This window comes from Pseudoalteromonas ulvae UL12 (assembly GCF_014925405.1).
GTDB classification, from domain to species: Bacteria; Pseudomonadota; Gammaproteobacteria; order Enterobacterales; family Alteromonadaceae; genus Pseudoalteromonas; species Pseudoalteromonas ulvae.
This window is the reverse complement of sequence record NZ_AQHJ01000034.1, coordinates 1-12,821: the sequence shown is the minus strand read 5'-3', so window position 1 is coordinate 12,821 and position 12,821 is coordinate 1. Positions and strand designations below refer to the sequence as shown.

Here is a 12,821-nt window from a genome sequence, read left to right as displayed (position 1 = left end):
ATACCTAAATGCGTTAAAATTATGCTAATGAGTCAGTCATAATAAAGCTCTCTATCTCAGTGCCATTATCTTTAAGTAAACGATTCCAATCTGTCATCGGTAATCGAATTTGTAATAAACAATTACCCAAATCATCATATTGTTCATCGTGAATACAATTCAATTTATATAATGCACCCCGTAAAGAACCAAATCGAGCAGGGACTCGTAATCGGCACTTTAACATTTTTTCAGCTAAACATTCACTAACTGCTTGTAAAAGAAGCTCACACCCTTGCCCTGACTGTGCAGAAAGCCAAACACTGACAGGCTGCCCTTCGTCATTACGAACAATACGCGGAACGAGTTCTTCAACTAAATCAATTTTGTTATAAACGAGTAACTGCGGGACTTCATCAGCGTCTATTTCATGTAAGACATCATTGACTTGGTCAATATTTTCTTCGCGGCGCTCATCTGCAACATCAATAACATGTATTTGCAGATCCGCTTCTCGCGTTTCGACCAAAGTCGCTTTAAATGCAGCAACCAAGTCATGAGGTAGATGACGAATAAAACCAACGGTATCAGCCATAATGACTTTACCCACATCCACAACATCAATTTTTCGTAGTGTCGGGTCTAATGTCGCAAAGAGTTGATCTGCAGCATAAACATCTGAATTAGTCACTCGATTAAACAAGGTTGATTTACCCGCATTGGTATACCCGACAAGCGAAACCGTCGGCACTTCATTGCGACTGCGCGCTCTTCGGCCCTGTTCTCGTTGCTTTGATACTTTATCTAAGCGCTTTAAAATACTTTTGATTTTTTCTCGAATCAAACGACGGTCGGTTTCAAGTTGGGTTTCACCAGGGCCACGTAAGCCAATCCCGCCTTTCTGACGCTCTAAATGCGTCCAGCCACGAATCAAACGAGTCGAAATATGACGCAACTGTGCCAATTCAACTTGAAGTTTACCTTCATGGGTTCGAGCTCGTTGAGCAAAAATATCCAAAATAAGTGTTGTTCTGTCGAGTACACGACACTGACAAATTCGCTCTAAATTTCGTTCTTGAGAGGGTGAAAGTTCGTGATTAAATATTACAACATCAGCTTGGTTGATTTGGACAATCTCAGCAATCTCTTCAGCTTTACCTGTTCCGACAAAAAACTTCGGATGAGGCGATTGACGGCTGCCTTGCACAACCGCCAAACTACTTACACCTGCAGAAGAAACTAACATTTCGAGTTCTTGAAGATCTTCACGATCTCCTTCTTTTGGAAACTCTATATGGACTAAGACAGCCTGCTCACCAGTTTCATAACGGTCAAACAAGCATTATGCTCCTAAATTAAAAATTGCCGTCATCTTCACTATCAGTTGACGCAGCATCCTCAGGTTGAGCGTGAAAATTAATCGCTCGAGCTGGTACAACTGTAGAGATGGCATGTTTGTAAACCATTTGGTTTACCGTGTTTTCAAGCAAAATTACAAACTGATCAAAAGACTGAATTTTACCTTGTAGTTTAATACCATTAACTAAGTAAATTGAGACAGGAATACGCTCGCGACGTAGCGCATTCAAAAATGGGTCTTGTAGAGATTGGCCCTTTGCCATTGTTATTTTCCTTCGATTTAGGTGTTTTTATATAATTATTAATCTGTAAAGATTTCAACTAGTTTTACTACAATCTCTTTATTAGCTTAGCGAACTTAACACACGTTGCAAGTTTTCTTCAGCTCCAGAATCAAGCCAAGTTACGTCTTGCCAACTGCGTAACCAAGTTAGCTGTCTTTTTGCTAATTGACGGGTCGCTGCGATGCCACGAAATACCATATCATCGTACTCAACTAAGCCGTCTAGGTAATCCCACATTTGACGATAACCAACACAACGAATTGATGGCAAAGTAGTTGTCAGGTCACCTCTTTGATATAAGGCTTTTACTTCAGATTCAAAGCCCTGATCGAGCATCATTTTAAATCTTTTTTCAATTCGCTGATGCAATACACTGCGATCTTTAGGGGCTATCGCAAATTGGAAAACATCAAAAGGCAGAGGCGCAGACTTCACTTTTTGTAACTCAGTCATTGGCTTACCCGTTATACGATACACTTCTAAAGCGCGATTAATTCGCTGTGAATCATTAGGCTTAATTCGCTCAGCAGCCACAGGGTCAATTTCTTGTAATTGCTGATGCAGCGCAGGCCAGCCTTCTTTTTGGGCTTCTTGCTCCAGCTGGGCACGAATCTCAGGATCTGCTTCAGGTAACGGTGAAATTCCCTCTAATAAAGCCTTAAAGTACATCATAGTGCCGCCCACCAACACTGGGATTTTTCCTTGTTGGTGCAATTGTTCTATATGATTCAGAGCATCTTGCCTAAAGTCAGCCACCGAATAGCTTTCTTTCGCATCTAAAATATCAATTAAGCGGTGTGGCGCTACAGCAAGTTCTTGCTGAGTTGGCTTAGCTGTACCGATATCCATGTTACGGTAAATCAACGCAGAATCAACACTGATGATTTCAGTATTTAAATGTTGACATAAACTAATGGCTAAATCAGTTTTTCCTGCGGCCGTTGGGCCCATTAAAAAAATGACTGGTAAACGCTTCAATTGATGCTGTTCCGCTCTAATTGCTCTATAAAATCAGTAAGATCTATTTTAACGGCTTTTTCAAAAAGAAGCGCGTTCATTTGTGGTTTATTAATAAGAAATTGGTATAAGGAAGCATTTTGCTGCCCATTAAAGAACCTTGGGTGACACCAGCTTGCTTGCCACGTTAACCACTGTTCGATATTTGTTAACTTTTGTTGGCAAATAAGAATCAATTTATCAGCGACTTGGTTAACATCCACTGAATATACGCAAGGTGGTAATTTTTTGATCATCACATAGTGCGTTTGAATAATGAGTTCATAGCCTAAAATTGTCAGCCAAGATAAATTATTAGCTAATAACGTAGCGTTATCTTCAGACACGCTCACGCGAACGGGAAGCAGCAGCGACTTCCCCTCCAACTCTCCTTTTTGCTCTAACTCAGCCTGCCAATAATCAGGCAAAATATTTCTTAAATGAGACAAGTACACATCACCTTGGTGCTTCAAAACACATCGGCCCTGCTCCAAAGTTAAATATTGCACTTCTTTACTCGAGCAAGGAGCCTCAGGCGAATCTTCATTTGTCACCACGATTGGTTGATCAAAATGTTGGGCGCGTTGCTCTGCCACCCCTTGATAAAAAGCATTCGCAGTATACTGCTGAACTTTTGCATCTTGTGAGATGCTTCTCGGTTGATAACTTGCACCCGAAGATTGTGGGCGTGGCTGGTAGGAGCCTTGACTCACTTGATGATTAGGCTCACAAAGCGCAAGGCTGTCAGAATGACTCTGTCGGTATTCATCAATAGCCACATCATCAGGTAGCGCAATATTCAGTCCAGTTATTGTTGGCTCTGCAGCTTGTTTGACTGCTTGTAAAATAAAATCGTGAATCAACCTTGCTTGATGAAAACGCACTTCATGCTTTGCCGGATGAACATTCACATCCACTTGACGCGGATCGATTGTCAGGTATAAAACAAAAGCTGGTATAGATTGATTGGGGCATACTTCTTCAAAAGCTTGTCGGATTGCGTGCAAAATAAGCTTATCACGCATCATTCGTCCATTTACGTATGTGTACTGTGGCTCAGTCGCCATCCCTGAGGGTAAAATCCAACCGTGAATATTTAATTGCTCATCACCAGATTCAAGAAAAGATGCATGCGCTAAAAAGTCTTTCCCCGCTACTTGTGCAACACGTTTTATCGTATCGTTTTCATTCTGTACGGGTCGATACTGGCGAACCATTTTGCCATTATGTTTCAAGCTAATTGACACATCAAAACGACTCAATGCAATTCGTTTTAATAATTCATCAATATGATTAAATTCTGTTTTTTCAGTTCTTAAAAACTTTCGTCGAGCTGGGGTATTAAAAAAGAGATCCACCACTTCAATGGTTGTGCCATTCGGATGCGCGACAGGTTTGACTGTGACAGCCATATCTCGACCTTCAGCTTGCGCTTGCCACGCATCTTCTTGATGCGCTGGTTTTGAGCTTAAACTTAAACGTGATACTGAACTAATCGAAGCTAACGCCTCACCACGAAATCCTAAAGAACAAATGTTTTCAAGGTCATCAAGGGTTTTTAGTTTACTCGTTGCATGACGTGATAACGCCAAAGTAAGTTCATCTTTATCGATACCAGAGCCATTATCACGAATACGGATGAGCTTATGCCCTCCCCGCTCAATATCAATTTGGATACGAGTCGCACCGGCATCTAAACTATTTTCAACCAACTCTTTGACAACCGAAGCTGGTCGCTCAACCACTTCACCCGCAGCGATTTGGTTTGCCAAGCGTGCGGGTAATATTTGAATGCTCATTTTAATTAATTTAGCTTCTTGGAATAGTGAGAGTTTGGCCGATTAACAGGCGGTTCGTTTTCAAGTTATTCGCTTGCTTAATTTGCGCCACAGAAACACCATATTGATTGGCAAGCACGCTAAGAGATTCTCCTGAACGTACTTTGTGAACACTGTTTTCTCTAGGTTTTTGCGCTTTGAGTTTTGCAAACAATGAATCATCTGGAGGATTTTTCTCAAAGTGAGAGCGCACCGCTTTAAACACGGCTTTGGCTAATTTATCTTGATGCTCTCGCGTCTTCAACAGCCGCTCTTCTTGAGGGTTAGAAATAAACCCAGTCTCAACCAAAATAGAGGGGATATCGGGAGACTTAAGCACCGCAAGGCTTGCTGCTTGTGGCCTTTTTTTATGCATTTTAGTGACTTTAGCAAGCTCTTTGGTCACTTCATCAGCGACTTGCATCCCAGTTCTCATGGAGTGATCCATCGACATATCAAGCAAGGCTTGCGCTAAATACTTTTCATTTTGAGTATCTTTTATTACATCAGCTGCACCACCGAGTAACTCAGATTGTTTTTCGCTATCCTCAATCCATTTCGCTGTTTCAGTATTAGCCCGACGAAGAGATAATACGAACACTGACGCACCACTTGGCTGAGGCGTCACAAATGCATCAGCGTGGATAGAAATTAAAAAATCAGCTTTGTGCTGCCTAGCACGCTCAGAACGAGTATTGAGTTTGACATAATAATCACCGGTTCGAGGCAACACCGCTTTCATACCGGGTTGTTTGTCGATAAGCGCAGCCAACCGCTTTGCTATTTGTAAGGTAATGGTTTTCTCATACGTGCCAGACGGACCGATAGAACCCGGATCTTCACCACCATGGCCAGCAACAACAGCAATAACAATGTCACGATCGCCACTAATATCACGATTTTTAGCTATTGCTGGTGTGGTTTTTTTCTCTGGGTTTTTACCATATAAATCAACAACCAATCTGTCGGTATACGGCTCTGTTGGCGCGAGGGCAAATAAGACTGGTTTTACCGACTGATTGAGCTCTAATACAATCCGCACCCAACCCTTTTTCTTCGGTTTACTATATCTAATTTTTGAAATGACCGAGTGCTCCCCCGTTACCTGAGGCAATACTTGGTCTTGTTTTGTTTCTTTAAAATCGACAACCAACCGTAACGGGTTTTTTAGCATGAAATAGCTAAATTCAGGCTTTTGTTGAAGATCAAAGACAACTCGGGTACTTTGTGGAGAAGGCCAGACTCGAACACTGGTGATCTCATTTTGTTTTGTTGCATGCGCAGGAAAACTGCAAACAAACAGTAAGCAAAGGCACGAAATAATTATTTTTAGTATGTTAACTTGCATATGTTTTTAGTTTAGCAACAATAGATTGACCTTTCTCTGTACTACCCATGATACTGATTTTTCGTTGTTCATCAACATACTCAAGGGTGATCTGTAAATCAGGTTCAGCAAGCAATAAGCCACCTTTTTCAGGCCATTCAATCAAACATATAGCTGAGCTTGCAAAATAATCTCTAATTCCCATGAATTCGAGCTCTTCCGGATCCGCTAATCGATACAAATCAAAGTGATAAATATTATGCTCTGCTAACTCGTAAGGCTCAACAATCGTATATGTTGGACTTTTAACTTTTCCCTGATGCCCAAAGCCTTGAATAATGCCACGGGTTAGCGTTGTTTTTCCGGCACCTAAATCACCATGTAAGAACACAACCGCACCATCACCCAACACATTGGCAAGCATTGCGCCCATAGCAACAGTGGCTTCTTCGTTTTTGAGGCCACATTCAAATTTATACATGTTCATCTCTCTAGCCAATCAGGCGTCTAATCTCAGGAAATAAGTCACTCGCCAACAAACCGCGCGAACCTAAGTGTTCAATATTCTGAGCTGCCGCCCCATGAATTGCAACAGCCAACTGAGTGGCTTCAAACGCATTCATTTTTTGAGCAATTAATCCGGCAATAATACCAGATAACACATCACCCATCCCAGCACTCGCTAACGCAGCAGAACCTGTTTGATTGATATTTATACGATCTTGTTCACAAACCAAGGTCCCTGGGCCTTTGTAAATCGCAACAGCCTGATACATTTTGGCCAATGTCCGTACGCAATCAAAGCGATCTTCACACCATTGATTTTTTGTTGCACTCAAAAGACGCTTCATTTCCCCTTGGTGCGGAGTCAAAACAGACCCTTTTGGTAATGACGTTGACTGCAATGATGCAAGTAAGTTCAAACCATCAGCATCAATAATAACCGGCACTGAGGCTTTGTTAAGTACTATTTTAAACAATGCTCGCGACCACTCATCTTGTCCTAATCCAGGCCCTATAACTATCACTGAAGCTTTTGCAATCAACTGAGTTATTTCATTGGGTGAACGCATGCCATGAACCATTAATTCATAGCGGCCTTGTTGAACTAGCGCGCAATTTTCAGGGTGTGTCGCTACACTTACCAGCCCAGCCCCACTGCGTAATGCAGCTTCTGCAGATAAACGAATTGCACCGGCCATCCCAAGATTTCCACCAATACATAACACATGACCTAACTGGTTTTTGTACGTGCTGAGGCTTCTTTTTGCCAAAGCCTCTTTAAGGTATGAGAGGCGTTTAAAGGTAATCGCTGTGGGTATGGTTATTGAAAAAGTATCATCGATACCTAAACCAGCAAACAATAACTGCCCAACATGTTCTTTTGCCAAACCAGTCAGCAAACCTTGTTTTAAGGCGATAAAACTAACTGTAACGTCAGCGAAAATAGCCTGCTCACATACCTGACTAGAATTGGCATTAACGCCTGTAGGCACATCAACAGCAATAACAGGTATGTTATGTTGTTTATTAACCCAAGCGCATGCATTACTGAAAGAGTCTTTGAGAGGTCCCGAAAAGCCAGTTCCCAACATTGCATCAATGACAACATCATAATCCGCAGCAGAATCATTAATAAACGCGTGCCAACTTATCGGCGCGTGCTGATGACGAGAAAATAATTCAAATGCACGTTTTGCGTCTCCTGTTAAACATTCAGGAGCTTTAAGTGCCACAACCGTGACTTGGTAATTATCCATCAACGCCAAGTCAGCAACAATGTAGCCATCACCGGCATTATTTCCTGCACCAGTAAAAATTAAGATCCGTGATGCATTTGGGTAAACGTCACCGATAACCTGATAAACAGCCAACCCTGCTTGCTTCATTAAATCAAACATCGCAATGCCGCATGTATTGGCAACTTGAGCTTCATGCTGCTGAACTTGTTCCGCTGCATAGGCGATTTGTGGTAAATTATCAGTGTACATTTTTTTCATATGGCTCATCTGTGACTGCACCGAATATTAACTATCCTGAACTAGCTCTACAAATTAAGCAATGGGGCACCGAGCTTGGCTTTGATCAAGTTGCCATCAGTGATATCAACTTAAGTGAGCACGAAAGCCAACTTAAGCGCTGGTTAGCACTTGGTTACCATGGTGAAATGGAGTATATGGCCGCGCATGGTATGAAGCGCGCACGACCAGCTGAACTAGTTCCAGGCACACAACGAGTGATTTGCGTTAGAATGAACTACCTGCCACCCGATGCCAGTTTTGCAAAAAATCTCAAAAATACAGACAAAGCCTACATTAGCCGATACGCCCTTGGGCGCGACTACCATAAACTTATGCGCAATCGTCTTAAGAAACTAGGAGAACGCATTGAACAGCAAGTTGGGCAATTTGGTTTTCGTCCATTCGTTGATTCCGCTCCGGTTTTAGAAAGACAATTAGCAGAAAAATCAGGATTAGGTTGGACAGGTAAGCACAGCTTAATTTTGAATCAAGAAGCCGGCTCGTGGTTTTTCTTAGGAGAGTTATTCATTGATCTGCCTTTACCAATCGATGGACCTGTCGAAGAAAAGTGCGGCAGCTGTGTCGCTTGTATAAAGCTATGCCCAACTAACGCAATTGTTGAGCCATATGTTGTGGATGCGAGGCGATGCATATCTTATTTAACTATCGAGTTACAAGGAGCCATTCCAATTGAGTTTCGTCCTTTGATTGGTAATCGTGTTTATGGCTGTGATGATTGCCAACTTATTTGTCCATGGAATCGCTATGGGCAACTGACTGCTGAAGATGATTTTCATGCTCGTAAACAATTAAAAGATAAAGAGTTAATTGAGCTTTTTTCATGGGATGAAGCCACATTTTTAAAAAATACCGAAGGCAGTGCTATTCGCAGAATTGGTCATCAACGTTGGTTAAGAAATCTAGCGGTTGGTTTAGGTAATGCCTCTTTCAATGAACACATCATCTCTACACTTAAAGAGGCCAATCTTAATGCATCACCGTTAGTGAGCGAACATATTGAATGGGCCATTTCCGAGCAATTAAGAAAACGCGAGCAAAATAAAAAAACACAGCGTTTAATCAAAGCGATTGAAAAAGGCTTACCCAGAGATGCTTAACTGAGCGTTATTCAAGCATCTGCTGTAAGTCTTGTTCGATGTCAAAAAAAGCGCGCTTAACATCTGTCAATAAATCTTCCCGAGCCACTGAACGTAGAATAGTGTCATCGACTTTTTTATAAATGTATTGCTCTTGATCGTCATCCAACCCCATATGAGGGATCCGCATTTCAAATTCATCCTGCAGATCTCTAAAAATCGCTTCATTCATTTCATGGCTGAGATTCAGAACCCCCACTAAGTCTTCGAATTTATCACGCACAAGAGAAAATGCGCGTTGTAACTGCATTTTTTGATACTGTAATTTACGCTTAGTTAAAATAGCATCTAGCTGTTGCTCAGTGACACTGACAATAAAACAAATATGATCACGGATTCGACCTAATTTTTCAGGATCATTCATCGGTAGATTTAAGATTAATAAACTAATTTTTGGATAATTCACTAATATTCTTGGGGGAAACTCGTATAAGCGCCCTTTACAGTACAACAGCTCAAATAGCTCTATTACCATGGGTGAACAAGCACCTTCCGAGCTAAAGTGAGTCACTTTATCGTTGTAACGAAAGGCAATACAAGACTTAAGGGAAAACCCTTTAATACACTGAATTAATGCTTTAGCTAAATCAGCAGGATCTTCAAGGTGGCCAATATTTTCAATGTATTGAACAATATTACCCATCTCACTGCTGTTGGTCATGGCGTTGAAAGCAGTTTCTGTTGCATCTTCAACCTGACGTTCTAATTGTTTGCGCTCTTCAATCACCTTAAATAAAGAGTTGAGCTTGGCTTTGATTTCTTCTTTTGCAAATGGCTTAACAATATAATCTTCAGCACCAACATTATACCCTTCAATCCGCTCTTCAATGGTGCCGCGAGCAGATACAAACATCACCATGATATCAGCGGTTGCTGGATTACTTTTGAGTTGTCGACAGACCTCATACCCATCCATATCTGGCATACTGACATCAAGCAAAATCACTTCGGGGGCAATACCTTCAACAACGCTTAAACATTCAGGTCCATTTGATGCAAAATGGAGTTGGTAATCATCTTCTAAAATTTCTTCAATAATCTCTAAATTAAAAGGCTCATCATCTACTGCTAAAATTATGTGTTTTGACATACTTCCCCCACAGGTTCCTTGTATCAAATAATCGAGTTAACAAAATAAAGCCTTTTGTTACCTTTTGCTCTTAACACGCAGTCTTTTTATAAGCGTAGTCAAGACATTAAGATTTCACTACTTAATGTTTGATTTGTTGTATTGATTGGTAAAGAGATAAAAATAGAGGCCCCTTTATCAGAATTATTTTGCGCCCAAATTTTGCCATGGTGCAAGCTAACAAACTCACGACAAATTGCTAAGCCTAAACCGGTTCCCCCTGCTCCTTTATTCGTGGTGGAGCTTTGCGCAAATTTATCAAAAATATGCTCAAGCTCACTATCAGGGATCCCAATACCGCTATCCTTTATTTGCACTAATACACTGTTTTGCTCTTTACGCAGAATCACATCGATAAAACTATTTGCGTCACTGAACTTAATGGCGTTGCCCAATAAGTTCCGAATAATCTGATTAATATGTGATGCATCACACTCTAAATAGCACGATGAGAAATCACTTTCATTTAACCTAATTTGAATACTTTTAGACAAGGCGCTACCAGAGACATCTTCGATACCCGTTCTGATAATGCTGAGGATTTCTTGTTTACTCGGATTAAAGGGGAATTGACCTGCATCCAATTTAGAGAGATCGAGTAAGTTATTAAGCAAAGAAAGTAATCGCTGACCACTGGTCTCAATCCGAGACAAGTACTTTTCTAGTTTGTCGACAGGAATAGGCTCTTTCGATAGTTTTTCCAAGCCAAACTGAGAAAAACTCAAAATAGAATGCATCGGCGTTCTGAGTTCATGGGACATATTAGCTAAAAATTCAGACTTACTTTGATTAGCCATTTCGGCCTGTTCTTTTGCGGCTTGTAGTTCTGCGGTACGGCTTTGAACCTTATGCTCAAGTAAAGCTTTCGCTTCACGCAACAGATCTTCTTTATGTTTAAGGTGGGAAACATCCTTAAGAACAGCAGCAAATGCTGACTCGCCATGAAAATCTATTTCACTAAAGGAACCAGCCAAAGGGATAACTGTCCCTAAATTATTTGTGACACTTAAATCACAATGAAATTGTTTATTATGCAAAGCCATTGCTATTGCATCTTGGATCTCATTAACTGAATCTCGATCAATCAGATCATACATTGAATGGCCGACTAACTTATCTCGCTCTACCGAAAATAGTGAGCTACAAGAATCATTCGCTTCTAAAACTTTTCCTGATTTTTGAAATAAAATAATTCCATCAGGGGTATTTTTATAAATAACACGTAACAAACTATCTTTTTCAATTAATGCGTCAACGGTATCTTGGAGGCGCTCAACAAGCTCAGTGTTATTGCGTTTTAGTAATTCAGTTTGCCACATTTTATGGACAGACTGCAGCAACAAGCTCTGATCCAGCGGTTTCTCTAAAACATCATCAACACCAATACGGATTGCCTCAATCAAAGTACTTTGAAGAGCTTCAGAGGTAATCAATAGACACCGACAGTCAGGATTAATCCCTTTCACTTTTCGATAAACATCAATACCGCTGCAATGAGGCAAATTAAAGTCAGAAATTAATATATCTATCTTATAAGCAATCGATTGCTCTATTGCTTCTTTCAGTGAGGTCGCTGTAACAACATCTATATGCGCTCCCTTTAATGCAGTTTCTAACTCAGCTAATTTATCTAACTCACTATCGACCAATAAAATCCGAGGAAGCAAAATTTCAACCTCATCTTCATTCATCATTAACTGCCCTTCTAAAATACCAATTAACTCTTTGTTATCATAAAAGGGATAGATCACTTGAGAGTCAGGTAAAAGCCGATAAATATCCGAGAAAGAATCTATCACAGTTCCCCCTTGGCTATTAGGCGCAATTAATAGCGTTGGAACTGATTTTAAAAAAGGTTTAATTTGCTCGATTAAAGTAATCGGAATACCGTGAGCAATGGCAATCATCTCAAAAGATTGCTCTAAGAGAATTTTTTCTACCTCACTAAAGTGGCATAACACTGCCTCGCAACCAATCAATTCTAACAATGCCTTAACTCTCATGGCTAACACACTCGAGTTATCGACTATTAATATCCTTTTTAACATATTCGCTTTGTTCCACTTTGCGCTGATTGCATAGTATTAGCGTAGCCTGTTTTTCCTGATCGCTCATGGCTCGCCAGGCTAAAATTTCACAAAGCGTACGAAAGCAACCCAAACACCTATCATTGGGATCTAAGCAACAGTTTTGAATACAAGGATTTTTTATGGCCATCGATTCAAGAATAAGGAGGAAATATGTAAAGTATAGTGCGAGAAGCGATAAATTGAGATGGGGTGATAAAATCAATAAGGTGGTTATATCAAGGAATAAAAGACAAAGAGATTGGAGCGGCACACGAGGCTCGAACTCGTGACCTCAACCTTGGCAAGGTTGCGCTCTACCAACTGAGCTAGTGCCGCGTCATAGATAGTCAGTGATTTTACCGTTGGAGCACAACCTTAGGTTGCGTCTAACATTCTGGCAACTGAACTAGTGCCGTTTTGTAAAATAGTCAGTAGTTTTTATTCTTACTTAGAACTTGGAGCGGCACACGAGGCTCGAACTCGTGACCTCAACCTTGGCAAGGTTGCGCTCTACCAACTGAGCTAGTGCCGCGTCACAAAATAGCCAGTTATTTTACCGTTGGAGCACAACCTTAGGTTGCGTCTAACATTCCGGCAACTGAGCTAGTGCCGCTTCATAAAATAGTTAGTAATTTCAATTCTTACTTAGAACCTTAGGTTGCGTCTAACATTCTGGCAACTGA

At 40.9% G+C, this 12,821-nt stretch carries 11 protein-coding genes and 2 tRNA genes; 1 reads left to right on the top strand and 12 read right to left on the bottom strand.

All coding sequences use genetic code 11. The features are described 5' to 3' along the window. Positions 1-19: 19 nt before the first annotated feature. The 7 genes from hflX to PULV_RS16685 form a co-directional block, all read right to left on the bottom strand. On the bottom strand, positions 20-1,318 hold the full coding sequence (gene hflX / locus PULV_RS16715; protein ID WP_193332298.1) for a ribosome rescue GTPase HflX: 1,299 nt from the start codon (positions 1,316-1,318) through the stop codon (positions 20-22). Positions 1,319-1,334: 16 nt separating this feature from the next. Further along, positions 1,335-1,601: an RNA chaperone Hfq gene (gene hfq / locus PULV_RS16710; protein WP_086744258.1), complete on the bottom strand. Its 267-nt coding sequence runs from the start codon at positions 1,599-1,601 to the stop codon at positions 1,335-1,337. Between the two features lie 81 nt (positions 1,602-1,682). Continuing rightward, positions 1,683-2,600, bottom strand: a complete 918-nt coding sequence (gene miaA / locus PULV_RS16705) for a tRNA (adenosine(37)-N6)-dimethylallyltransferase MiaA (protein ID WP_193332297.1) — start codon at positions 2,598-2,600, stop codon at positions 1,683-1,685. Then, on the bottom strand, positions 2,597-4,417 hold the full coding sequence (gene mutL, locus PULV_RS16700) for a DNA mismatch repair endonuclease MutL (RefSeq protein ID WP_193332296.1): 1,821 nt from the start codon (positions 4,415-4,417) through the stop codon (positions 2,597-2,599). The genes miaA and mutL overlap by 4 nt, the downstream gene beginning before the upstream one ends. Before the next feature lie 10 nt (positions 4,418-4,427). Continuing rightward, positions 4,428-5,783, bottom strand: a complete 1,356-nt coding sequence (locus tag PULV_RS16695) for an N-acetylmuramoyl-L-alanine amidase (RefSeq protein WP_193332295.1) — start codon at positions 5,781-5,783, stop codon at positions 4,428-4,430. Then, positions 5,773-6,243, bottom strand: coding sequence for a tRNA (adenosine(37)-N6)-threonylcarbamoyltransferase complex ATPase subunit type 1 TsaE (tsaE, locus tag PULV_RS16690; RefSeq protein WP_086744254.1), 471 nt, complete (start codon positions 6,241-6,243; stop codon positions 5,773-5,775). The genes PULV_RS16695 and tsaE overlap by 11 nt, the downstream gene beginning before the upstream one ends. Before the next feature lie 10 nt (positions 6,244-6,253). Continuing rightward, positions 6,254-7,762, bottom strand: coding sequence for an NAD(P)H-hydrate dehydratase (locus tag PULV_RS16685; protein WP_193332294.1), 1,509 nt, complete (start codon positions 7,760-7,762; stop codon positions 6,254-6,256). A gap of 11 nt (positions 7,763-7,773) precedes the next feature. Here PULV_RS16685 and queG point away from each other — a divergent pair, with 11 nt between their 5' ends. Further along, entirely contained in the window at positions 7,774-8,901 is a 1,128-nt protein-coding gene (gene queG, locus PULV_RS16680) for a tRNA epoxyqueuosine(34) reductase QueG (RefSeq protein WP_193332293.1), read from the top strand. Positions 8,902-8,908: 7 nt separating this feature from the next. Here the strand turns inward: queG and PULV_RS16675 are convergent, their stop codons facing one another. From PULV_RS16675 to PULV_RS16655, 5 genes are all read right to left on the bottom strand, one after another. Continuing rightward, positions 8,909-10,030, bottom strand: a complete 1,122-nt coding sequence (locus tag PULV_RS16675; protein WP_086744251.1) for a response regulator — start codon at positions 10,028-10,030, stop codon at positions 8,909-8,911. A gap of 98 nt (positions 10,031-10,128) precedes the next feature. Then, a complete protein-coding gene (locus PULV_RS16670; protein WP_193332292.1) occupies positions 10,129-12,117 on the bottom strand; it encodes a hybrid sensor histidine kinase/response regulator in 1,989 nt (662 codons plus the stop codon). Then, complete coding sequence (locus PULV_RS16665; protein ID WP_086744495.1) at positions 12,089-12,286, bottom strand: DUF1289 domain-containing protein; 198 nt, start codon at positions 12,284-12,286, stop codon at positions 12,089-12,091. The genes PULV_RS16670 and PULV_RS16665 overlap by 29 nt, the downstream gene beginning before the upstream one ends. Positions 12,287-12,398: 112 nt before the next feature. After that, positions 12,399-12,474 (bottom strand) — tRNA-Gly (locus PULV_RS16660). Positions 12,475-12,594: 120 nt separating this feature from the next. Beyond that, positions 12,595-12,670: transfer RNA gene (locus PULV_RS16655), tRNA-Gly, on the bottom strand. Positions 12,671-12,821 lie beyond the last annotated feature (151 nt).

Excerpts from the sequence above, each read along its gene's own strand:
- hfq (WP_086744258.1), bottom strand. The coding sequence starts at position 1,601 with ATGGCAAAGGGCCAATCTCTACAAGACCCATTTTTGAATGCGCTACGT.
- mutL (WP_193332296.1), bottom strand. The coding sequence starts at position 4,417 with ATGAGCATTCAAATATTACCCGCACGCTTGGCAAACCAAATCGCTGCG.
- PULV_RS16695 (WP_193332295.1), bottom strand. The coding sequence starts at position 5,783 with ATGCAAGTTAACATACTAAAAATAATTATTTCGTGCCTTTGCTTACTG.
- tsaE (WP_086744254.1), bottom strand. The coding sequence starts at position 6,243 with ATGTATAAATTTGAATGTGGCCTCAAAAACGAAGAAGCCACTGTTGCT.
- PULV_RS16685 (WP_193332294.1), bottom strand. The coding sequence starts at position 7,762 with ATGAAAAAAATGTACACTGATAATTTACCACAAATCGCCTATGCAGCG.
- PULV_RS16675 (WP_086744251.1), bottom strand. The coding sequence starts at position 10,030 with ATGTCAAAACACATAATTTTAGCAGTAGATGATGAGCCTTTTAATTTA.
- PULV_RS16670 (WP_193332292.1), bottom strand. The coding sequence starts at position 12,117 with ATGTTAAAAAGGATATTAATAGTCGATAACTCGAGTGTGTTAGCCATG.
- PULV_RS16665 (WP_086744495.1), bottom strand. The coding sequence starts at position 12,286 with ATGGCCATAAAAAATCCTTGTATTCAAAACTGTTGCTTAGATCCCAAT.